This window comes from Streptomyces sp. NPDC013455 (genome assembly GCF_040632975.1).
Taxonomy (GTDB): Bacteria; Actinomycetota; Actinomycetes; order Streptomycetales; family Streptomycetaceae; genus Streptomyces.
This window is the reverse complement of the sequence record NZ_JBEYCX010000001.1, coordinates 1-21893: the sequence shown is the minus strand read 5'-3', so window position 1 is coordinate 21893 and position 21893 is coordinate 1. Positions and strand designations below refer to the sequence as shown.

Annotated in this window: 15 protein-coding genes and 1 pseudogene; 13 read left to right on the top strand and 3 right to left on the bottom strand. The window is 71.2% G+C overall.

Going from position 1 to position 21893, the window contains the following annotated elements; all coding sequences use genetic code 11:
* Positions 1-196: 196 nt before the first annotated feature.
* Entirely contained in the window at positions 197-3253 is a 3057-nt protein-coding gene (gene uvrA, locus ABZ576_RS00080) for an excinuclease ABC subunit UvrA (protein WP_360733798.1), read from the top strand.
* Positions 3254-3449: 196 nt separating this feature from the next.
* Here uvrA and ABZ576_RS00075 read toward each other — a convergent pair whose 3' ends face one another.
* Together ABZ576_RS00075 and ABZ576_RS00070 are read right to left on the bottom strand one after the other, a co-directional pair.
* Positions 3450-4370 (bottom strand): carbohydrate kinase, encoded by a 921-nt coding sequence (locus ABZ576_RS00075; RefSeq protein ID WP_360733795.1) that lies wholly within the window; start codon positions 4368-4370, stop codon positions 3450-3452.
* Entirely contained in the window at positions 4367-5587 is a 1221-nt protein-coding gene (locus ABZ576_RS00070) for a LacI family DNA-binding transcriptional regulator (RefSeq protein ID WP_360733793.1), read from the bottom strand. Before ABZ576_RS00070 ends, ABZ576_RS00075 begins: the two co-directional genes overlap by 4 nt.
* A 424-nt stretch (positions 5588-6011) precedes the next feature.
* On the opposite strand from ABZ576_RS00070, the gene ABZ576_RS00065 reads away from it, so the two are divergent.
* The gene (locus tag ABZ576_RS00065) at positions 6012-6434 is read left to right on the top strand and encodes a Rieske (2Fe-2S) protein (RefSeq protein WP_360733791.1); all 423 of its coding nucleotides are present in this window, start codon (positions 6012-6014) and stop codon (positions 6432-6434) included.
* 116 nt (positions 6435-6550) lie between these two features.
* Here the strand turns inward: ABZ576_RS00065 and ABZ576_RS00060 are convergent, their stop codons facing one another.
* A complete protein-coding gene (locus ABZ576_RS00060; RefSeq protein WP_360733788.1) occupies positions 6551-7498 on the bottom strand; it encodes a hypothetical protein in 948 nt (315 codons plus the stop codon).
* Positions 7499-7989: 491 nt separating this feature from the next.
* Here ABZ576_RS00060 and uvrC point away from each other — a divergent pair, with 491 nt between their 5' ends.
* The 11 genes and pseudogenes from uvrC to ABZ576_RS00005 form a co-directional block, all read left to right on the top strand.
* Positions 7990-10086, top strand: a complete 2097-nt coding sequence (gene uvrC, locus ABZ576_RS00055) for an excinuclease ABC subunit UvrC (RefSeq protein ID WP_360733786.1) — start codon at positions 7990-7992, stop codon at positions 10084-10086.
* Complete coding sequence (gene rapZ, locus ABZ576_RS00050) at positions 10083-11171, top strand: RNase adapter RapZ (protein ID WP_360733784.1); 1089 nt, start codon at positions 10083-10085, stop codon at positions 11169-11171. The genes uvrC and rapZ overlap by 4 nt, the downstream gene beginning before the upstream one ends.
* Entirely contained in the window at positions 11168-12235 is a 1068-nt protein-coding gene (gene yvcK, locus ABZ576_RS00045) for a uridine diphosphate-N-acetylglucosamine-binding protein YvcK (RefSeq protein ID WP_360733782.1), read from the top strand. The genes rapZ and yvcK overlap by 4 nt, the downstream gene beginning before the upstream one ends.
* Positions 12226-13215 (top strand): DNA-binding protein WhiA, encoded by a 990-nt coding sequence (whiA, locus tag ABZ576_RS00040; RefSeq protein ID WP_360733779.1) that lies wholly within the window; start codon positions 12226-12228, stop codon positions 13213-13215. The genes yvcK and whiA overlap by 10 nt, the downstream gene beginning before the upstream one ends.
* Positions 13216-13386: 171 nt before the next feature.
* Positions 13387-16341 carry a M14 family zinc carboxypeptidase gene (locus ABZ576_RS00035; protein WP_360733777.1) on the top strand — a complete coding sequence of 985 codons (2955 nt, stop codon included), beginning with the start codon at positions 13387-13389 and terminating at the stop codon, positions 16339-16341.
* Between the two features lie 298 nt (positions 16342-16639).
* Positions 16640-17647 carry a type I glyceraldehyde-3-phosphate dehydrogenase gene (gap, locus tag ABZ576_RS00030; protein WP_360733775.1) on the top strand — a complete coding sequence of 336 codons (1008 nt, stop codon included), beginning with the start codon at positions 16640-16642 and terminating at the stop codon, positions 17645-17647.
* A gap of 144 nt (positions 17648-17791) precedes the next feature.
* Positions 17792-19003, top strand: a complete 1212-nt coding sequence (locus tag ABZ576_RS00025) for a phosphoglycerate kinase (protein WP_360733772.1) — start codon at positions 17792-17794, stop codon at positions 19001-19003.
* Between the two features lie 5 nt (positions 19004-19008).
* Entirely contained in the window at positions 19009-19785 is a 777-nt protein-coding gene (tpiA, locus tag ABZ576_RS00020; protein WP_360733769.1) for a triose-phosphate isomerase, read from the top strand.
* A 107-nt stretch (positions 19786-19892) separates the two neighbouring features.
* Positions 19893-20129 carry a preprotein translocase subunit SecG gene (gene secG / locus ABZ576_RS00015; protein WP_360733767.1) on the top strand — a complete coding sequence of 79 codons (237 nt, stop codon included), beginning with the start codon at positions 19893-19895 and terminating at the stop codon, positions 20127-20129.
* 216 nt (positions 20130-20345) lie between these two features.
* Complete coding sequence (locus tag ABZ576_RS00010; protein ID WP_003957010.1) at positions 20346-20681, top strand: RNA polymerase-binding protein RbpA; 336 nt, start codon at positions 20346-20348, stop codon at positions 20679-20681.
* Positions 20682-20868: 187 nt separating this feature from the next.
* Positions 20869-21893: pseudogene (locus ABZ576_RS00005) on the top strand (glucose-6-phosphate isomerase); the annotation flags it as partial.

Below are 21893 nucleotides of genomic sequence, written 5' to 3'. Positions count from 1 at the left end.
CGGGTGAAGGTGATGGACCTCGCCCGCAAATCGAATGTCCGTGCTATATCGTCGAGGGTGGCGTCGGGCATGCTGGAGGGCCGGGGGTTGTTATGCAACCGGGAAATCCGACCGGCGTTGTCAGTGGCTCCCCCTAGTCTGAAGAAGCACAGGGGCCCCGCCCCTGTCACTTCTCTCAAGAAAGGTGCGGACCGGCGTGGCCGACCGTCTCATCGTCCGTGGCGCGCGCGAGCACAATCTGAAGAACGTCTCGCTCGACCTGCCTCGTGACTCGCTCATCGTCTTCACGGGCCTGTCCGGGTCGGGCAAGTCCTCCCTGGCCTTCGACACCATCTTCGCGGAGGGCCAGCGCCGCTACGTGGAGTCGCTCTCCTCGTACGCACGGCAGTTCCTCGGCCAGATGGACAAGCCCGACGTCGACTTCATCGAGGGTCTGTCCCCGGCGGTCTCCATCGACCAGAAGTCGACCTCGCGCAACCCGCGCTCGACGGTCGGCACGATCACCGAGGTCTACGACTACCTGCGGCTGCTCTTCGCGCGCATCGGCAAGCCGCACTGCCCCGAATGCCGCCGGCCGATCTCGCGGCAGTCGCCGCAGGCGATCGTGGACCGGGTCCTGGAGCTGCCGGAGGGCAGCCGCTTCCAGGTGCTGTCCCCGCTGGTGCGCGAGCGCAAGGGGGAGTTCGTCGACCTCTTCGCCGACCTGCAGACCAAGGGCTACTCGCGCGCGCGTGTCGACGGCCAGACCGTCCAGCTGTCCGACCCGCCGACCTTGAAGAAGCAGGAGAAGCACACCATCGAGGTGGTCGTGGACCGCCTCACGGTGAAGGACTCCGCCAAGCGCCGCCTCACCGACTCCGTGGAGACCGCCCTCGGCCTGTCCGGCGGCATGGTCGTGCTCGACTTCGTGGACCTGCCCGAGGACGACCCCGAGCGCGAGCGCATGTACTCGGAGCACCTGTACTGCCCCTACGACGACCTGTCCTTCGAGGAGCTGGAGCCGCGCTCCTTCTCCTTCAACTCGCCCTTCGGCGCCTGCCCCGAGTGCACCGGCATCGGCACGCGCATGGAGGTCGACCCCGAGCTGATCGTCCCGGACGAGGAGAAGTCCCTGGACGAGGGCGCCATCCACCCCTGGTCGCACGGGCACACCAAGGACTACTTCGGCCGGCTGATCGGGGCCCTCGCGGACGCCCTCGGCTTCCGCACGGACATCCCCTTCGCGGGCCTGCCGCAGCGCGCGAAGAAGGCCCTGCTGCACGGCCACCGGACCCAGATCGAGGTCCGCTACCGCAACCGGTACGGACGGGAGCGGGTGTACACCACGCCCTTCGAGGGCGCGGTGCCGTTCGTGAAGCGCCGGCACAGCGAGGCCGAGAGCGACGCCAGCCGTGAGCGCTTCGAGGGCTACATGCGCGAGGTGCCCTGCCCCTCCTGCGAGGGCACGCGCCTGAAGCCGATCGTGCTCGCGGTCACGATCATGGAGAAGTCGATCGCCGAGGTCTCCTCGATGTCGATCAGCGACTGCGCCGAGTTCCTGGGCCGGCTGACGCTGAACGCCCGGGACAAGAAGATCGCCGAGCGGGTCCTGAAGGAGGTCAACGAACGGCTGCGCTTCCTGGTCGACGTCGGCCTGGACTACCTCTCGCTGAACCGCGCGGCCGGCACGCTCTCCGGCGGCGAGGCCCAGCGCATCCGCCTGGCCACCCAGATCGGCTCCGGCCTCGTCGGCGTCCTGTACGTCCTGGACGAGCCGTCCATCGGTCTGCACCAGCGGGACAACCACCGGCTGATCGAGACCCTGGTCCGGCTGCGTGACATGGGCAACACGCTCATCGTCGTGGAGCACGACGAGGACACCATCAAGGTCGCCGACTGGATCGTGGACATCGGCCCCGGCGCCGGTGAACACGGCGGCAAGGTCGTGCACAGCGGCTCCGTGAAGGAACTGCTGGAGAACGCCGAGTCGCAGACCGGTGCGTACCTCTCGGGCCGCAAGGCGATCCCGGTCCCGGACGTCCGGCGTCCGCGTGACCCGTCCCGGCGGCTCACCGTGCACGGCGCCCGCGAGAACAACCTCCAGGACATCGACGTGTCCTTCCCGCTGGGCGTGTTCACCGCCGTCACCGGTGTCTCCGGCTCCGGCAAGTCGACCCTGGTCAACGACATCCTGTACACGCATCTGGCCCGCGAGCTGAACGGCGCCCGGACCGTCCCCGGACGGCACACGCGCGTGGACGGCGACGACCTGGTCGACAAGGTCGTGCACGTGGACCAGTCGCCGATCGGCCGCACCCCGCGGTCCAACCCGGCGACCTACACCGGTGTCTTCGACCACATCCGCAAGCTGTTCGCCGAGACGACCGAGGCGAAGGTCCGGGGCTACATGCCCGGCCGCTTCTCCTTCAACGTCAAGGGTGGCCGCTGCGAGAACTGCGCGGGCGACGGCACGATCAAGATCGAGATGAACTTCCTCCCGGACGTCTACGTCCCGTGCGAGGTCTGCCACGGCGCCCGGTACAACCGGGAGACCCTGGAGGTCCACTACAAGGGCAAGTCCATCGCCGAGGTGCTGAACATGCCCATCGAGGAAGCCATGCACTTCTTCGAGGCGGTCCCGGCGATCTCCCGTCACCTGAAGACGCTGCACGACGTCGGTCTCGGCTACGTCCGCCTCGGTCAGTCCGCCACCACCCTCTCCGGAGGCGAGGCGCAGCGCGTCAAGCTCGCCAGCGAGCTCCAGAAGCGGTCCACCGGACGCACGGTCTACGTCCTGGACGAGCCGACCACCGGTCTGCACTTCGAGGACATCAGCAAGCTGCTGAAGGTCCTCGGCGGGCTGGTCGACAAGGGCAACACGGTCATCGTCATCGAGCACAACCTCGACGTGATCAAGACCGCCGACTGGATCGTGGACATGGGGCCGGAGGGTGGCGCCGGCGGTGGCCTGGTGGTCGCCGAAGGCACGCCCGAGGAGGTCGCCGGGGTTCCGGCCAGCCACACGGGCAAGTTCCTCAGGGAGATCCTCGGCGCCGACCGCATCAGCGACGCCGAGCCGGTGACGGCACGGCGGGGCGGCGCGGTCCGGAAGACGGCGGCGGCCAAGGCCACGGCGAAGAAGACGGCGGCGGCCAAGGCCACGGCGAAGAAGACGGTGACGGCCAAGGCCAACAACACCGCGACCAAGAAGGCCGCCACTGCCGCGAAGAAGGCGACGCCCGCGAAGAAGACGACGCGGACCCGCACGACCTGATCGTGAGCGGCACGAGGTCCGGCAGCGCGTCTGGACGTCTTGTCTGACCACCCGTCAAAGAAACGGCGCCCCGCGGGAACTCCCCGCGGGGCGCCGTTCGTTCCACCATCAGCCGGCCCGATCCGGCGGTCCGACGGCTTCCCGCCCACCGCCGGCCCGGACGCACCTTGTCAACAGCACAGGGAAGACAGACCCCTCACAGCGCGGCGGTCCCGCCCAGCTCCGCCGCGTAGGGCGGCTCGGCCCCCGCCCGTGAGCAGGTGATCGCCGCCGCCCGTGCAGCGAAGCGCAACAGCCGTGTCCAGCCCTCCGTCCCGAGGGCGGTGAGCGCTCGCGCAGACAGCGCGTCCTGGACGGCCAGGCCGTGGAGCAAGGCGGCGTTGACCGTGTCACCGGCGCCGATGGTGTCCACGACGTCGACCTTCTCACCCGGCACGGAATGCTCCCCGCCGTCACGGGTGAACACGGTCAGGCCGTCGCCGCCCCGCGTGACCACCACGGCCGCCGGTCCCGCGGCCAGCCACTCGCGCGGGGTGCCGCCGAGCCATGCCGCGTCCTCCGCGGACAGCTTCAGCAATGTCACCGAGGGCAGCCAGCTCTCGAAACGTGCCCGGTAGGCGTCCGCGTCCGGGATCAGCCCCGCCCGGACGTTGGGATCGAGCGCGGTGAACAGCCCTTGTCCGGCAGCGGCCCGCATCAGCTCCTCATAGGCGCTCGCCCCCGGTTCCAGCACGAGCGAGCAGGTGCCGAAGGACACCGCGCGCGTACCGGCGGGAAGCGCGGCCGGGGCGGTGAACAGGCGGTCGGCGGTGCCGTCGACATAGAAGGAGTAGGCGGCGGAGCCGGTGGCGTCGATCGTCGCCACGGCGAGGGTCGTCGGCTCGGGCCCGCGCTGCACGGCGGACACGTCCACCCCGGCCCGGCGCAGTCCGTCCAGCAGCGCCTCGCCGAAGGCGTCGTCCGACGTCCGCGAGCAGAAGGCGGTGCGGGAGCCGAGCCGGCCGAGGGCCACGGCGGTGTTGTACGGGCCGCCGCCGAGCGCCGGCTTGAGGTCCGCCAGGGCACCGGTGCCCTGCGGTACCAGGTCGATCAGTGCCTCACCGGCGACGACGATCACGACGGGGTTCCCTTCTCGGACAGCGTGCGAGTGGCAGTGCCCTCGGCCGCCCGCGCACGGTCGGGCTCCTCCGGACATCCGCAGGACGTGCGGTGGACGAACGCGCACGGCAACCGGACCGTCCGGGACGGCCGGTCCGGTTCGGCCAGGCGGTCCAGGAGCAACCGGACGGCTTGCGCGCCCAGCTCCCGGCTGGGCTGGGCGATGGCGGTCAGCCGGGGCGAAAAGAGGTCGGCCCAGGCGAAGTCGTCGAAGCAGCACAGGGCGATGTCGTCCGGCACGGACCGGCCGAGCCGGCGCAGCGCGCGCAGGGCGCCGATGGTCATCGCGTTGTTGGCGGTGACCAGTGCGGTGGGCGGCTCCGGCAGGCCGAGCAGACCGGCCGTGGCCCGCTCGGCACCGGCGGACTCGGAGTTGCCGGAGACCAGCAGACGTGCGTCGTAGGCCAGACCGGCGGAGGAGAGGCCCGCCCGGTAGCCGGAGATGCGCTCCCCGGTGGTGCTCAGCCCGGGCAGGCCCGCGATCAGGCCGATCCGGCGGTGGCCGCGCTCGGCGAGGTGGGTGACGAGCCGGGCCGTCGGCGCGGCGCCGTCGGCACAGACCTGGTCGAACCACGGCGTGCTCGGCGGCGGGGCGGCCTCCGGCACCGGGTCCGGCGACACGTCCGACCGCGCACCCGCCTCGATCAGCCGGTCCCCCTGGGCCGGCCGGTCCACCTCAGTGAGCCGGTCTGCCTCGATCAGCGGGTCCCCCTGAGCCGGCCGGTCCGCCTCGATCAGCCGGTCCAGGAAGACCGTCGGTACCGTGTGCCGGCGCAGGTACCCGACGAGACCGCGCGGGTCTGCCGACGGCGCGACGATCATGCCGTCCACCCGGCGCTCATGGAGGAGCCGAGCGACCTTGCGCTCGTGCCGGGGATCGTCGTGCGGATCGGCGATGAGCAGGCTGTAGCCGGCTTCCAGGGCGGCGGCCTCGACGCCTTGCAGGATCTCGGTGAAGTACGGATTGCTGATGGCCGACACCGCCAGGCCCAGCGAACGGGTGCGCGAGGTCACCAGGGAGCGGGCCAGGGTGTTGTGGGTGTAGCCCAGGGCCTCGATGGCGTCGAGTACGGCCTGGCGGGTGTGGGGCAGCACCGGGCGTGTGCCGTTGAGGACGTGGGAGACGGTCGCCACCGAGACCCCGGCGCTCCGGGCGACATCCGCCATGGTCGCCATCCGCGCTCCCTCCTGGGCGACATGCCCGGGCCCGGCCGCCCGGGCGACGGGCCTGCGCGACGGTGTCCCGTGGCGGACCACGGCACGCGGTCGTCCGATCCGGCCTCCGGACCGCTGCTTCCGGACGGGACCGTATCCCATCGCCAGGCGTCGCGTAAACGTTTACGTCAGCACCGGCGCTCCCACAACCGCGGCAACTCTCCGTGTCCGCCACCCGTGCCCGCCGCGCGCCCGCCCACCCTGCCGCACCCCCTTCCCGCCGCGCCCCGCCCCCCGCCGCACTTCCTTCCCGCCGCGCGCCCGCCCACCCCGCCGCACCCCCTTCCTGCCGCGCGCCCGCCCACCCCCGCCGCACCCCCTTCCCGAACGGTCTCCCTGCCCCGGTATGGTCGCCCTGCACATCCCTTGAGCAGTGGAGTCCCCTATGCCCGCCCGCTCCTCCGCGAGTCGCCGTACCGTTCTTCGAGGGGCCGCCGCGGCCCCGGTGGCCGGGCTCGGCCTGACCGCGTGCGGGGCCCCGAAGGGGAGGCCGGCCGCGGTCCCGACCGCGCCGGTCGACCTCGGCGCGGAGAGCGAGGTCGCGCGCGGCGGGGCCACGCTGTACCGGGATCACAACGTGGTGGTCAGCCGCGGTGAGGACGGCACGCTGAAGGCGTACAGCACGGTCTGCACGCACGCGGGGTGTCCCATCAACAAGCTCCAGGGGACGACCCTGGTCTGCCCCTGCCACGGCAGCGAGTTCGACGCCGTGACGGGTGAGGTGGTTCAGGCGCCGGCGACCGAGCCGCTGACCGAGCTGAGGGTGAAGGCGGCGAACGGCAGGATCGTCGCCGGCCCGGCGGCCTGACGGAGCGCCGCGGGCCCGCGCGATGCGCAGCCGCGGCCGAGGGGCTCAGGCCTGCGCGGCTCGCAGCCGGGGGTTCGCGCCGCAGGCGGCCCGGCCGGCAGGTGGCGGAGGCCGGCTCACTCCCAGTCCCAGGCGATCCCCACGATGCCCGGCCGGATCCGGGGCTCGACCACATGCGCGCTGTGGTGCGGGCCGGTGACGGGCCGTTCCTGCCGGCCGCTGCGCGGGGCCGCCGCCGAGTGCTGGGCGAAGCGGTGGCAGCGCACCGGCAGGGCGGCCGTGTCGAAGCGCACCTGGAGCGCGTACTGGCCGCCGGGGGAGTCGAACCGCTGGAGGTACTCGCGGGACGTCCCGGCCGTACCGTCCTCGATGCCGTACCGGAAGAGGAAGGTGTCCCCGGAGCGCAGCCGGGTGCCGAAGAGCAGCTCGGCGACCAGCACGCCGGTGTCCCGGTCCCAGCGGAGGCGGCCGGCGCGGCAGTTCTCCAGGGCGTGCACGGTGACGCGGCGGGGATCACAGCCCGGGTCACCGTGATGGACGGCGACGAAGCGGTCGACGCCGTCGCGATGGGCCCGCACGATGTGGTGGGCCTCGCGGCTCGCCAGCTCGCGCCGTGCGCCGATCCGGACGCACTCGTGATGGCCCAGGGTGTGCAGTCCGCCGTCGAAGGACCAGCCGAGGTCGGCGGTGAGCCGGCGGAGGACGTCCGAGGCCTCGACCAGGGACCGGTACGAGCGGCCCGCCGGGTGACCGCTCACCGTGCGCCCGTCGGACTCGGCGAGCAGCCGGATCAGTGACTCGTCCGGCAAGTGGAGGATCTCCTCCAGAGCCCGTACGGCGCGCAGCGACTCCGGGCGCTGCGGGCGGCGGGCGCCCTGTTGCCAGTAGCTCAGACTGGTGACGCCGACCTTGACCCCGTGGCGTGACAGATGGTGCTGCACGCGCTGGAGCGGCAGTCCGCGAGCGGCGATCGCGGCACGCAGCGCCACGTGGAAGGGGCCGCCCCGCAGGGCCGTGTCCAGCTCCGCGGTGGGGGCGTCCGCGTGCTCTGTGGCATGCCGCATGCCGAGGGGCCTTTCTGTGAGGTGTCGCTACGGCTGGTCAGACCGCCTGCGCGGGTGTGCGGGGGCCGCCCCCGTGAGCGCGGCGGACGCCCGTCGCCGGGCATGCGGTGCACGCACGTGTCCGCCGCGCGGCCCCGAGTTCCCCCGCATTGAAGCGTGTTGACCAGAACCCGACAACACCTCGGACCCGGCCGTCCCGGACGACTGGCCGGACCTTGCCGTTGCGTGCGGGCGGACACGGCCGGAACGGGGCTGCCGCGGGCCGCGCCCACGGCCCCGCCGCAGGGACGGCGGCAGACGGCACGGCGCCGGCACGGCGGGGCCGACACGGCCTCTCGCGCCTGCGCCCGGGGCGAGGCCGGCGAGGTCTGCGCCGGGGGCCGTGGAATCCGTCCCGCAGCGGACCGCGCACCCGGGTCCTGCACCGTACGGGTGTGGGCGTTGTCCACAGGCCCGGCGTGGTGTCGGTGCTCGCCAGTAGGGTGTGAGACATGGCCGACCCCTCCAGCTACCGCCCCAGGCCGGGAGACATCCCGGACTGTCCGGGGGTGTACAGGTTCCGTGACGAGCACCGCCGGGTGATCTACGTCGGAAAGGCGAAAAGCCTGCGCCAGCGCCTGGCGAACTACTTCCAGGACCTGGCGAACCTGCACCCGCGCACCCGGACGATGGTGACCACTGCCGCGTCCGTCGAGTGGACCGTGGTGTCCACGGAGGTCGAGGCGCTCCAGCTGGAGTACTCCTGGATCAAGGAGTACGACCCCCGGTTCAACGTCAAGTACCGCGACGACAAGAGCTACCCCTACCTCGCGGTCACGATGAACGAGCAGTTCCCGCGCGTGCAGGTGATGCGCGGTCACAAGAAGAAGGGCGTCCGGTACTTCGGGCCGTACGCGCACGCGTGGGCCATCCGGGACACCGTCGACCTGCTGCTGCGGGTGTTCCCGGTGCGCACCTGCTCGGCCGGGGTCTTCAAGAACGCCGCGCGCACCGGCCGGCCCTGTCTGCTCGGGTACATCGGCAAGTGCTCCGCGCCCTGTGTCGGCCGGATCACGCCCGAGGAGCACGGGGAGCTGGCCGAGGAGTTCTGCGACTTCATGGCCGGCCGCACGGGCACCTACCTCCGCCGTCTGGAGACGCGGATGATGGAGGCGGCCGAGGAGATGGAGTACGAGCGGGCGGCCCGCCTGCGCGACGACATCGGGGCCCTGAAGAAGGCCATGGAGAAGAACGCGGTCGTGCTCGCCGACGCGACCGACGCCGACCTCATCGCCGTCGCGGAGGACGAGCTGGAGGCGGCCGTGCAGATCTTCCACGTGCGCGGCGGCCGGGTCCGCGGCCAGCGTGGCTGGGTGACCGACAAGGTCGAGGAGGTCACCACCGGCGCCCTGGTCGAGCACGCCCTCCAGCAGCTGTACGGCGAGGAGACCGGGGACGCGGTCCCCAAGGAGGTGCTGGTCCCGGCGCTGCCCGAGCCGGTCGAACCGGTCCAGGAGTGGCTGACCGGGCGCCGCGGGGCGAACGTGTCGCTGCGCGTCCCGCAGCGCGGCGACAAGAAGGCGCTCATGGAGACCGTGCAGCGCAACGCCCAGCAGGCCCTCGCGCTGCACAAGACCAAGCGCGCCTCCGATCTGACCACGCGCTCGCGTGCGCTGGAGGAGATCGCCGAGGCCCTCGACCTGGACAGCGCCCCGCTGCGGATCGAGTGCTACGACATCTCGCACCTCCAGGGCGATGACGTGGTGGCCTCCATGGTCGTCTTCGAGGACGGCCTCCAGCGCAAGAGCGAGTACCGCCGCTTCCAGATCAAGGGATTCGCCGGCCAGGACGACGTGCGCTCCATGCACGAGGTGATCACCCGCCGCTTCAGGCGCTACCTCGCCGAGAAGGAGCGGACGGGGGAGTGGACCGACGGCTCCGCCGGCGGGGACGCGCTGTCCGACGGTGACGGCGCGCTCACCGGTACGGAGACGGTCACCGACGCCCTCAAGGACGACGACGGCCGCCCGCGGAAGTTCGCGTACCCGCCGCAGCTGGTCGTGGTCGACGGCGGCCGGCCGCAGGTCGCGGCGGCCCGGCGCGCCCTGGACGAGCTGGGCATCGACGACATCGCCGTCTGCGGCCTCGCCAAGCGCCTGGAGGAGGTCTGGGTGCCCGGCGAGGACGACCCGGTGGTCCTGCCCCGTACCAGCGAGGGTCTGTACCTGCTCCAGCGCGTCCGCGACGAGGCCCACCGGTTCGCGATCACCTACCAGCGCACCAAGCGGGCCAAGCGCTTCCGCGCGGGCCCGCTGGACGAGGTCCCCGGCCTCGGCGAGACGCGCAGGCAGGCGCTCATCAAGCACTTCGGTTCGGTGAAGAAGCTGCGGTCCGCCACGATCGAGCAGATCCAGGAAGTGCCCGGGATAGGCCGGAAGACGGCCGAGACCATCGCCGTGGCCCTCGCCCGGGCGGTCCCGGCCGCACCCGCCGTGAACACGGCGACCGGAGAGATCATTGAGGACGAGGAACCCGGTACGACGGCGGGGTCCTCGGGGGAGCCCGTGACCGCGGGCGCCTTGGACGAACGACGGGGGCAGGAGACATGACCGAGCACGAGGCACAGCCCACAGCACGGCGAGATCAGACGCACAGCGGCGCGGGCGACGATGCCCTCCGGCCGGACGCCGGCCGGAACACGGGCCAGACCCCGGGCCAGGACACGGGCCAGACCCCGGGCCAGGACACAGGCCAGGACACAGGCCACGACACAGGCCACGACAACGGAGCACAGGTGAGTACGGGCAGCGAGACGGCCGGGGCCCCCGAGGTGGCCATCCCCGAGCTGGTGATCATCTCCGGCATGTCCGGAGCCGGCCGGTCCACGGCCGCCAAGTGTCTGGAGGACCTCGGCTGGTTCGTCGTGGACAACCTCCCGCCCGCCCTCATTCCCACCATGGTGGAGCTGGGCGCCCGCTCGCAGGGCAACGTGGCGCGGATCGCGGTCGTCGTGGACGTGCGCGGCCGGCGCTTCTTCGACAATCTGCGCGAGTCCCTGGCGGACCTGGAGGCGAAGAACGTCACCCGGCGGATCGTCTTCCTGGAGTCCTCCGACGAGGCCCTGGTCCGCCGCTTCGAGTCGGTGCGCCGCCCGCACCCGCTGCAGGGCGACGGCCGCATCGTCGACGGCATCGCCGCCGAGCGGGAGCTGCTGCGCGAGCTGCGCGGCGACGCCGACCTGGTGATCGACACCTCCAGCCTCAACGTGCACGAGCTGCGCGCCAAGATGGACGCCCAGTTCGCCGGCGAGGAGGAGCCCGAGCTGCGGGCCACCGTGATGTCCTTCGGCTTCAAGTACGGCCTCCCGGTCGACGCCGACCTGGTCGCGGACATGCGGTTCCTGCCCAACCCGCACTGGGTCCCGGAGCTGCGCCCCTACACCGGCCTCAACGAGGAGGTCTCCGCCTACGTCTTCAACCAGCCCGGCGCCAAGGACTTCCTCGACCGGTACGCCGAGCTGCTGCGGCTCATCGCGGCCGGGTACCGGCGCGAGGGCAAGCGGTATGTGACCATCGCCATCGGCTGTACCGGCGGCAAGCACCGCTCGGTCGCCGTGTCGGAGAAGCTCGCCGCGCGCCTCGCGGCCGAGGGCGTGGAGACGGTGGTCGTGCACCGGGACATGGGACGGGAATGACGGAACGTACACCGCGGCTGGGCAGGCTGCGCCGGATGGTGCCCGACGCGCGCGCCGGCCGCACCGCCGAGGTCCGCGGCGGCCGGCCCCGCCGGCGCGGCGCCCAGCCCAAGGTGGTTGCGCTCGGCGGTGGCATGGGCCTGTCCGCGTCGCTCGCCGCGCTGCGTCGGATCACCGGCGACCTCACCGCCGTCGTCACCGTGGCCGACGACGGCGGTTCCAGCGGCCGGCTCCGCGACGAGCTGGGCGTGCTGCCGCCGGGCGACCTGCGCAAGGCGCTGGCCGCTCTGTGCGGGGACGACGACTGGGGCCAGACCTGGGCCCGCGTCATCCAGCACCGTTTCCAGTCCCAGGGCGATCTGCACGACCACGCGGTCGGCAACCTGCTGATCGTCGCCCTGTGGGAGCAGCTCGGTGACCACGTCCAGGCCCTGGACCTGGTCGGCAAGCTGCTCGGCGCGCACGGGCGCGTGCTGCCCATGTCCGCCGTGCCGCTGGCGCTGGAGGCCCTGGTCAGGGGGCACGATCCGGAGCGCCCGGACGACGTGGACACGGTGCGCGGGCAGGCGACCGTCGCCCTGACGCCCGGCGAGGTGCAGTCGGTGCATCTCGTGCCCCACGACCCGCCCGCCGTCCCCGAGGCCGTCGCGGCGGTCCTGGACGCGGACTGGGTGGTGCTCGGCCCCGGTTCCTGGTTCTCCTCGGTGATCCCGCACCTGCTCGTCCCCGAGCTGCTGGACGCCCTCACCGAGACCAAGGCGCGCCGGGTGCTCTCCTTGAACCTGGCGCCCCAGCCCGGAGAAACCGAAGGCTTCTCCCCGCAGCGTCATTTGGAGGTTTTGGGGCGACACGCCCCTAAACTCGCCCTGGACGTGGTGCTGGCCGACGAGGCCGCCGTGCCCGACCGCGACTCGCTCACCGAGGCCGCCAAGCGGCTGGGAGCCGCGGTCGAGCTGGCGCCGGTGGCCCGGCCCGACGGTTCTCCCCGGCACGACCCGGAGCTGTTGGCCGCCGCGTACGACCGTATTTTTCGGATGCATGGAAGGATCGGCCCATGGCGATGACGGCAGCGGTGAAGGACGAGATCTCCCGGCTCCCCGTCACCCGTACCTGCTGCAGGAAGGCGGAGGTCTCCGCCATCCTGCGGTTCGCCGGCGGCCTCCACCTGGTGAGCGGGCGCATCGTGATCGAGGCGGAGCTGGACACCGCGATGGCGGCGCGCCGGCTCAAGCGGGACATCTTGGAGATCTTCGGCCACAGTTCCGAGCTGATCGTGATGGCGCCCGGCGGGCTGCGCCGCGGCTCGCGCTACGTCGTCCGGGTCGTCGCGGGCGGTGACCAGCTGGCCCGGCAGACGGGTCTGGTGGACGGCCGGGGCCGGCCGATCCGCGGCCTGCCCCCGCAGGTGGTCTCGGGGGCCACCTGCGACGCGGAGGCGGCCTGGCGCGGGGCGTTCCTGGCGCACGGCTCGCTGACCGAGCCCGGCCGCTCCTCCTCCCTGGAGGTGACCTGCCCGGGCCCGGAGGCGGCGCTCGCGCTGGTCGGTGCCGCCCGCAGACTGTCGATCGCCGCGAAGGCCCGCGAGGTGCGCGGGGTGGACCGGGTGGTCGTCCGGGACGGCGACGCGATCGGCGCGCTGCTGACCCGGCTCGGGGCGCACGAGTCCGTGCTGGCCTGGGAGGAGCGCCGGATGCGCCGCGAGGTGCGGGCCACGGCCAACCGGCTCGCCAACTTCGACGACGCCAACCTGCGCCGCTCGGCCCGCGCGGCCGTGGCCGCCGGGGCCCGCGTGCAGCGCGCCCTGGAGATCCTGGGGGAGGAGGTCCCCGAGCACCTGGCCGCGGCCGGGCGGCTGCGCATGGAGCACAAGCAGGCGTCCCTGGAGGAGCTGGGCGCGCTCGCCGACCCGCCGCTGACCAAGGACGCGGTCGCCGGCCGGATCCGCCGTCTGCTGGCCATGGCCGACAAGCGCGCCGCGGACCTGGGCATCCCGGGTACGGAGGCGAACCTCACCGAGGAGCTGGCGGAGAATCTGGCCGGCTGACCCGCCCGTCGACACGCCGGTGCCGAGAGCCGTCCGGGCCCGTCGGCACCGGCCTGTCACCCCCGTACCAGGAGCGTTCGCGTGTCCGTGAAGCGCTCTTGACTCGATCAAGACATGACATGAGCCTGGCAACCTGTTCGCCGCTGTGGCGGACCACCGCTAGGGGGGTTCATGAGACACAGAGCGAGATCGATCCTCGCTGTCGGCGCGCTTCTGATCGGCGGAGCGAGCCTCACGCCCACAGCCCAGGCACAGAGCGGGAGTTCCCCGAAGTCCGACCCGGACGAGGTCAAGGTCTTCCGCGCCGACGTCACCCCGAAGCAGATTCCCCTGCTGCTCAAGGCCGGTCAGGACGGCCACGAGCTCGGTGAGCAGGTGACCGGGGGCGGCAGGACCGAGGTGGAGGTCTACCTCACCGACAAGCAGGCCGCCCACCTGCGCGAACAGGGCGTCGACCTCCGGGAGCACAGCCTGTCGGCCAAGGCCGTGGCCCGGGCCGAGGACGCGGCGCAGGGCGTGTTCCGCCCGTACAGCGGAAGCGGCGGGCTCAAGGAGGAGATCCTCCGGACCGCCCAGGCCAACCCCGGCCTCACCAAGGTCGAGTCCATCGGCAGGACCGTCACGGGCCAGGACATCCTCGCGCTCAAACTGACCAGGAACGCGAAGAAGTCGAAGGACGGCTCGAAGCCGTCCGTGCTCTACATGTCCAACCAGCACGCCCGCGAGTGGATCACCCCGGAGATGACCCGGCGTCTGATGCACCACTACCTGGACCACTACCAGACCGACAAGCGCATCCGCCGCATCGTCGACACGACGGAACTGTGGTTCGTCCTCTCGGCCAACCCGGACGGCTACGACCACACCTTCCGCGGCTCCGACAACCGCCTGTGGCGCAAGAACCTGCGGGACGTCAACGGCGACGGCGTCATCGGCACGGGCGACGGCGTCGACCTCAACCGCAACTTCCCCTACAAGTGGGGCTACGACGACGAGGGTTCGTCCCCCAACCCCACCAGCCAGACCTACCGCGGCGCGAGCCCCGCGTCCGAGCCCGAGACCCGCGCCCTGGACGCGTTCGAGAAGCGCGTCGGCTTCACGTACGGCATCAACTACCACTCGGCGGCCGAACTCATCCTCTACGGCGTCGGCTGGCAGGTGGCCACCCCGACGCCCGACGACGTCCTCTACAAGGCGCTCGCCGGCACCCCCGACAACCCCGCCGTCCCCGGCTACCACCCGCAGGTCTCCTCGGAGCTGTACACCACCAACGGCGAGGCGGACGGACACGCGTCGAACGTCAACGGGATGGCGATGTTCACCCCCGAGATGTCGACCTGCCAGACCGCGTCGGACCTCGACCCGGACGACGCCTGGAAGCGCCAGGACTGCCGGTCGGTCTTCAACTTCCCCGACGACGAGAAGCTGATCCGGCAGGAGTTCACCAAGAACATCCCGTTCGCGCTCGCGGTCGCCGAGACCGCCGCGCACCCCGACCGGCCGGTCTCCCCGGTCGGCCTGGACGCCGCCGACTTCACCCCGGCCGCGTTCTCCACGTCGTACTCCCGCGGCGCGGACCAGGAGGTCTCGGTCGTCGTCCGCAAGGCCGTGCGGGACAAGGAGCTCAAGTACCGCGTCAACGGCGGCCGTACGCTCGACCAGGCGCTGAAGCCCTGGCAGGGCGGAGAAACCTTCGGTGGCGAGGACGACCTCTACTTCGACGAGTACCGGGCCAGGGTGCAGGACGGCGAGCCGGGCGACGAGGTCGAGGTGTGGTTCACCGGCGAGACCCGGGCCGGCAAGAAGGTCTCCAGCTCCCACTTCACCTACACCGTGGCCGAGCGGCCGAAGGCGGACACCCTCGTGGTCGCCGAGGAGGAGGCGGCCGCCACGCAGGCGCGGACCTACGTGGACGCCCTCAGGGCGGCCGGGCACCGCGCCCTCGTGTGGGACGTGGCCACCCAGGGCGCGCCGGACGCGCTCGGCGTGCTGCGGCACTTCCGGACGGTCGTGCACTACTCGGCGCAGAACGGGCCAGCCCACGCCACCCAGCTCCAGCTGCGCTCCTACCTCAACGAGGGCGGCAGGCTGATCGAGGCCGGTGAGCTGGCCGGCGGCAGCGTCGACCTCGGCGGGGGCGCCCTGTCCGACGACTTCAGCCAGTACTACCTGGGCGCCTGGAGCCGTACGTCGACCAAGGGCGCCACCGGGTTCACCGGCTCCGGCGCGCTGGCCGGCTTCACCGGCGCCCTCGGCGACGCGCCCGGCAACCCGCTGGACCGGGCCGGTACCTACGGCGTCACCTCCGACGAACTGCCGGTCGCCACGCATCCGCAGTTCAGGAGCGAGGGCGCGGGAACGTTCGACGGGACCGTCAACCCGTACGGGCCGTACACCGGCTCCGGCATGGCCGCCGCCGTGCACACCGACGACGGCTACAAGCGCCTGACCCGCACCATCGACCTCACCGGTGTCACCGCCGCCGACAAGCCGGCCCTCAGCACCCGCCTGCTGTGGGACACCGAGCCCGGCTACGACCACGCGGTGGTCGAGGCGCACACCGTGGGCGCCGACGACTGGACCACCCTGCCGGAGACCGGCGGGGCCACGACGACGGCGGTGCCGGAGGACTGCGGGGCCGGGTTCCTGATCGGCGAGCACCCCTGGCTGAACCACTACCTGACGCTCGCCGGCAACGCCTGCACCGCGACCGGCGGCAGCGGTGCCTGGAACAGCCTCACCGGCAGCTCCGGCGGCTGGCGGCAGGTCGGCTTCGACCTGAGCGCCTACGCCGGCAGGTCCGTCGAGGTGTCCCTCGGCTACATCACCGACCCGGGCAGCGGCGGGCACGGCGTCCTCGCCGACGAAGCCGCGCTGACGACCGGCGGCACGGTGAAGGAGAGCGAGGGGTTCGAGTCGTCCCTCGGTGCCTGGAAGGCGGCCGGACCGCCCGCGGGCAGCCCGGCCGTCCTGAAGGACTGGACCCGCACCGGAACCCTGTTCCAGACCCATGGAGCGGTCACCACGGACGACACCGTACTGCTCGGTTTCGGCCTGGAGCACCTGCCGTCGGCGGCCGACCGGGCCGCCCTGCTGAGGAAGGCGTTCACCTCGCTCGACAGGTGAGCGCGGCCCCCTCTCAACGGTGCGCGGACGGGGTACTCATCAAGTGAGCCGACCCGCTCACGAACGAGTGAAAATGGCGTCAACACCGCCCGGCATTCCGTAACAAATGCGGATGAATCCACTGTCGATCCGAGGCGGTCCGTACCCCTACTGGCCGGTACGGACCGCCTGCCCGTGTATGCGGCATCTCGATGTCACCGAGAGGGCCTCGGAGAGGTAGGGTCGGGGGTGGTCGGGGACATCCCAAACAGAGCTCGCCGGCACCGCATGGCCGGCGTACCAACGAGGAGATCGGTTCGTGACGATCCGCGTAGGCATCAACGGCTTCGGCCGCATCGGGCGTAACTACTTCCGCGCGCTTCTGGAGCAGGGTGCGGACATCGAGGTCGTGGCTGTCAACGACCTGGGTGACACCGCGACCACCGCCCACCTGCTCAAGTACGACACGATCCTGGGCCGTCTCAAGCAGGAGGTCTCCCACACCGCCGACACCATCACCGTCGACGGTCACACCATCAAGGTGCTCTCCGAGCGCAACCCCGCGGACATCCCGTGGGGCGAGCTGGGCGTCGACATCGTCATCGAGTCCACCGGCATCTTCACCAAGAAGGAAGACGCCGCGAAGCACCTGGCGGGCGGCGCCAAGAAGGTCCTCATCTCGGCTCCGGCCAAGGACGAGGACGTCACCATCGTGATGGGCGTCAACCAGGACACGTACGACCCGGCGAACCACCACGTCATCTCCAACGCCTCCTGCACCACCAACTGTGTGGCGCCGCTGGCGAAGGTCCTCGACGAGAACTTCGGCATCGTCAAGGGCCTGATGACCACGGTGCACGCGTACACGAACGACCAGCGCATCCTTGACTTCCCGCACAAGGACCTGCGCCGCGCCCGTGCCGCCGCCGAGAACATCATCCCGACCACGACCGGTGCCGCGAAGGCCACCGCCCTGGTCCTGCCGCAGCTCAAGGGCAAGCTGGACGGCATGGCCATGCGCGTCCCGGTCCCGACCGGCTCCGTCACCGACCTGGTCGTGGAGCTCGGCCGCGAGGCCACCAAGGAAGAGATCAACGCCGCCTTCCAGAAGGCCGCCGAGGGCGAGCTGAAGGGCTACCTCGAGTACACCGAGGACCCGATCGTCTCCTCCGACATCGTCAACTCCCCGGCCTCCTGCACCTTCGACTCCTCCCTGACCATGGTCCAGGAGGGCAAGAACGTGAAGGTCATCGGCTGGTACGACAACGAGTGGGGCTACTCCAACCGCCTCGTCGACCTCACGGTCTTCGTCGGCAACCAGCTCTGATCGCCGCGGATCGCGGCAGCAGGACCACGAAGTGAGAGCAGGGCTCGGCCAGCGCACCGGCGCGCTGGCCGGGCCCTGTCTCGCGTACGGACCACGCCCTCATACGATCAGGGGCATCACGAGCTCTTCCCAGGAGTCCACTCAATGAAGACGATCGACGAACTTCTCGCCGACGGCGTGAGCGGCAAGCGGGTCTTCGTCCGCGCCGACCTCAATGTGCCGCTGTCCGACGGGACGATCACCGACGACGGCCGGATCCGCGCCGTCCTGCCCACCGTCAAGGCCCTCGCCGACGCGGGCGCCAAGGTGGTCGTCGCCTCGCACCTGGGCCGCCCCAAGGGCGCCCCGGACCCCGCCTTCTCCCTCGCTCCGGCCGCCTCCCGCCTGGGTGAACTCCTCGGCTCCGCGGTGGCCTTCGCGACCGACACCGTCGGGCGGTCCGCCCAGGACACGGTCGCGGGCCTCGCCGACGGCCAGGTCGCCGTCCTGGAGAACCTGCGCTTCAACGCCGGCGAGACCGCCAAGGACGACGCCGAACGCGCCGCCTTCGCCGACCAGCTCGCCGCCCTCGCCGACGTCTACGTCGGCGACGGCTTCGGCGCCGTGCACCGCAAGCACGCGTCCGTCTACGACCTGGCGAAGAAGCTGCCGCACTACGCCGGCCACCTCATCGCCACCGAGGTCGGTGTCCTGGAGAAGCTCACCGAGAAGGTCGAGCGTCCCTACGTCGTCGCGCTCGGCGGCGCCAAGGTCTCCGACAAGCTCGCCGTCATCGACCAGCTGCTCGGCAAGGCCGACCGCCTGCTCATCGGCGGCGGCATGGCCTACACCTTCCTCAAGGCCAAGGGCTACGAGGTCGGCATCTCCCTCCTCCAGGAGGACCAGATCCCGGCCGTCACCGAGTACATGGAGCGCGCCGAGAAGCAGGGCGTCGAGCTCCTGCTCCCCGTCGACGTCCTGGTCTCCCGGACCTTCCCGGACCTGAAGACCAAGGCACCCACCGAGCACACCGTGGTCGACGCGGACAAGATCCCCGCCGACCAGGAGGGCCTGGACATCGGCCCGAAGACCCGGGAGCTCTACGCCTCGAAGCTCGCCGACGCCGCCACCGTCTTCTGGAACGGTCCCATGGGCGTCTTCGAGCACCCCGACTACGCCGAGGGCACCAAGGCGGTCGCCCAGGCCCTCGTCGACTCGAACGGCTTCACCGTCGTCGGTGGCGGTGACTCCGCCGCGGCCGTGCGCACGCTCGGCTTCGACGAGAACGCATTCGGCCACATCTCTACCGGTGGCGGCGCCTCCCTCGAATACCTCGAGGGCAAGACGCTCCCCGGACTCGCCGCACTGGAGGACTGACCTCAATGAGCACGCGCACGCCGCTGATGGCGGGCAACTGGAAGATGAACCTCAACCACCTCGAGGCCATCGCGCACGTCCAGAAGCTCGCCTTCGCCCTGGCCGACAAGGACTACGAGGCCGTCGAGGTCGCCGTCCTGCCGCCCTTCACCGACCTGCGCTCCGTACAGACCCTGGTCGACGGCGACAAGCTCAAGATCAAGTACGGCGCCCAGGACATCTCGCAGCACGACTCCGGCGCCTACACCGGTGAGATCTCGGGCCCGATGCTGGCCAAGCTGAAGTGCAGCTACGTGGTCATCGGCCACTCCGAGCGCCGTCAGTACCACGCCGAGACCGACGAGCTGGTCAACGCCAAGGTCAAGGCCGCCTACAAGCACGGCCTCACCCCGATCCTGTGCGTCGGCGAGGAGCTGGACGTCCGCGAGGCGGGCAACCACGTCTCCCACACCCTCGCCCAGGTCGAGGGCGGTCTCCAGGACCTCCCGGCCGAGCAGGCCGAGACCATCGTGATCGCCTACGAGCCGGTGTGGGCCATCGGCACCGGCAAGGTCTGCGGAGCCGAGGACGCCCAGGAGGTCTGCGCCGCCATCCGCGCCAAGATCGCCGAGCTGTACACGCCGGAGGTGGCCGGCAAGGTCCGCATCCAGTACGGCGGCTCGGTGAAGTCGGGCAACGTCGCCGAGATCATGGCCCAGGCCGACATCGACGGCGCCCTGGTCGGCGGTGCCTCGCTGGACGCCGACGAGTTCGTCAAGATCGTGCGTTTCCGCGATCAGTGAGCCCGATGGTGAGTAGGCGGTAGCGGCGATACGTCGTACCCTTGCGGGGGCACAGCCGAGCGCTGTGCCCCCGTCGTCCATCCGAATCCGAGGAAGTTGGTCCAGCCGTGGTTTTGGGGTTCTCGATCGCCCTGATCGTCTTCAGCCTGCTGCTGATGCTGCTGGTGCTGATGCACAAGGGAAAGGGCGGCGGCCTCTCCGACATGTTCGGTGGTGGCATGCAGTCCTCCGTCGGCGGCTCCTCGGTCGCCGAGCGCAACCTGGACCGGATCACCATCGTGGTCGGTGTGATGTGGTTCGCGTGCATCATCGTCCTCGGCATCGTGATGAAGACGAACAGCTGACCCGAAATCGGCTGGTACGCAACACACATTCCGCACGTAAAGCCCCATGTTCGGTACGCGCTCCTGAGCGCGGCCTATCATGGGGCTTGCGTCTGGGTGTGAGGGCCGGTAACTCCAATCACTGGACGCGCGTTGGGCCTTACGTAGACTGAGGCGCTCGCGGCGAAGCGAAACGCCGACTCGCTTCGCGGCACCATCACGCAGGGAGTTACGACCGTGGCAAGTGGCAACGCGATCCGAGGAAGCCGGGTCGGGGCGGGGCCGATGGGCGAGGCCGAGCGCGGCGAGTCCGCGCCGCGTCTGCGCATCTCCTTCTGGTGCTCCAACGGGCACGAGACGCAGCCCAGCTTCGCCAGCGACGCGCAGGTTCCCGACACCTGGGACTGCCCGCGCTGCGGCTTCCCGGCCGGCCAGGACCGGGACAACCCGCCGGACCCGCCGCGCACCGAGCCGTACAAGACGCACCTCGCGTACGTACGGGAGCGGCGCAGCGACGCGGACGGCGAGGCGATCCTCGCCGAGGCGCTCGCCAAACTGCGGGGCGAGATCTAGGACTTCTCACCGGCCGGGTGCCCACGGGTGCCTGGCCGGAGCCGTTTCGCACCGCGTACCGGCAGGCCGGCCGGACGCATGTGCCGTCGCCCGTGAGGACAGCGTCGTCATCGCCTGTCCCGCCCCCTGATCAATTAGGTTGGGACCGGCAGCGGGACAGGCGCACGAAAGAAGGCTGAAGTCGGACATGAACGCAGACGGCCGCACCAGGCTCAACCAGACGCCCGAGTGGACCGCTCTCGCCAAGCACCGCGAGGAGCTGGGCGGGACCGGGCTGAGGGACCTGTTCGCCGCCGACCCCGGTCGCGGCGGCGCGTACACGCTCCAGGTCGGTGACCTGTACATCGACTACAGCAAGCACCTGATCACGGACGAGACGCTGCGGCTGCTGCGCGAGCTGGCCGCGGCGACGGACGTCTTCGGCCTGCGGGACGCCATGTTCCGCGGTGAGAGGATCAACCTCACCGAGGACCGGGCGGTGCTGCACACCGCGCTGCGCGCTCCGCGGGACGCGGTGATCGAGGTCGACGGCGACAACGTCGTACCGAAGGTGCACGCGGTGCTGGACAAGATGGCCGGCTTCGCCGACCGGGTCCGCTCCGGCGAGTGGACCGGCCACACCGGCAAGCGCATCAGGAACGTGGTCAACATCGGCATCGGCGGCTCCGACCTCGGCCCCGCGATGGCCTACGAGGTGCTGCGCAGCTTCACCGACCGGGACCTCACCGTCCGCTTCGTCTCCAACGTGGACGGCGCCGACCTGCACGAGGCGACCCGGGACCTGGACCCGGCGGAGACGCTGTTCATCATCGCCTCCAAGACCTTCACCACCATCGAGACCATCACCAACGCCACCTCCGCGCGCACATGGCTGCTGAACGGGCTCGGTCAGGGCGCCTCCGGCTCCGGCGAGGCCGCGGGCGGGGGGGAGGCGGTGGCCAGGCACTTCGTGGCGCTGTCCACGAACACCGGGAAGGTCAGGGAGTTCGGCATCGACCCGGACAACATGTTCGAGTTCTGGGACTGGGTCGGCGGCCGGTACTCGTACGACTCCGCGATCGGCCTGTCCCTGATGATCGCCATCGGACCCGACCGGTTCCGGGAGATGCTCGACGGCTTCCGGCTGGTCGACGACCACTTCCGCACCGCGCCCGCCGAGGCCAACGCCCCGCTGCTGCTGGGCCTGCTGGGCATCTGGTACGACAACTTCCA

What these genes read in the sequence shown, in the direction of transcription:
- whiA (WP_360733779.1), top strand. Translation starts at nt 12,226, where the DNA reads ATGGCGATGACGGCAGCGGTGAAGGACGAGATCTCCCGGCTCCCCGTC.
- ABZ576_RS00060 (WP_360733788.1), bottom strand. Translation starts at nt 7,498, where the DNA reads ATGCGGCATGCCACAGAGCACGCGGACGCCCCCACCGCGGAGCTGGAC.
- tpiA (WP_360733769.1), top strand. Translation starts at nt 19,009, where the DNA reads ATGAGCACGCGCACGCCGCTGATGGCGGGCAACTGGAAGATGAACCTC.
- yvcK (WP_360733782.1), top strand. Translation starts at nt 11,168, where the DNA reads ATGACGGAACGTACACCGCGGCTGGGCAGGCTGCGCCGGATGGTGCCC.
- ABZ576_RS00025 (WP_360733772.1), top strand. Translation starts at nt 17,792, where the DNA reads ATGAAGACGATCGACGAACTTCTCGCCGACGGCGTGAGCGGCAAGCGG.
- ABZ576_RS00070 (WP_360733793.1), bottom strand. Translation starts at nt 5,587, where the DNA reads ATGGCGACCATGGCGGATGTCGCCCGGAGCGCCGGGGTCTCGGTGGCG.
- ABZ576_RS00035 (WP_360733777.1), top strand. Translation starts at nt 13,387, where the DNA reads ATGAGACACAGAGCGAGATCGATCCTCGCTGTCGGCGCGCTTCTGATC.
- rapZ (WP_360733784.1), top strand. Translation starts at nt 10,083, where the DNA reads ATGACCGAGCACGAGGCACAGCCCACAGCACGGCGAGATCAGACGCAC.
- ABZ576_RS00065 (WP_360733791.1), top strand. Translation starts at nt 6,012, where the DNA reads ATGCCCGCCCGCTCCTCCGCGAGTCGCCGTACCGTTCTTCGAGGGGCC.
- uvrC (WP_360733786.1), top strand. Translation starts at nt 7,990, where the DNA reads ATGGCCGACCCCTCCAGCTACCGCCCCAGGCCGGGAGACATCCCGGAC.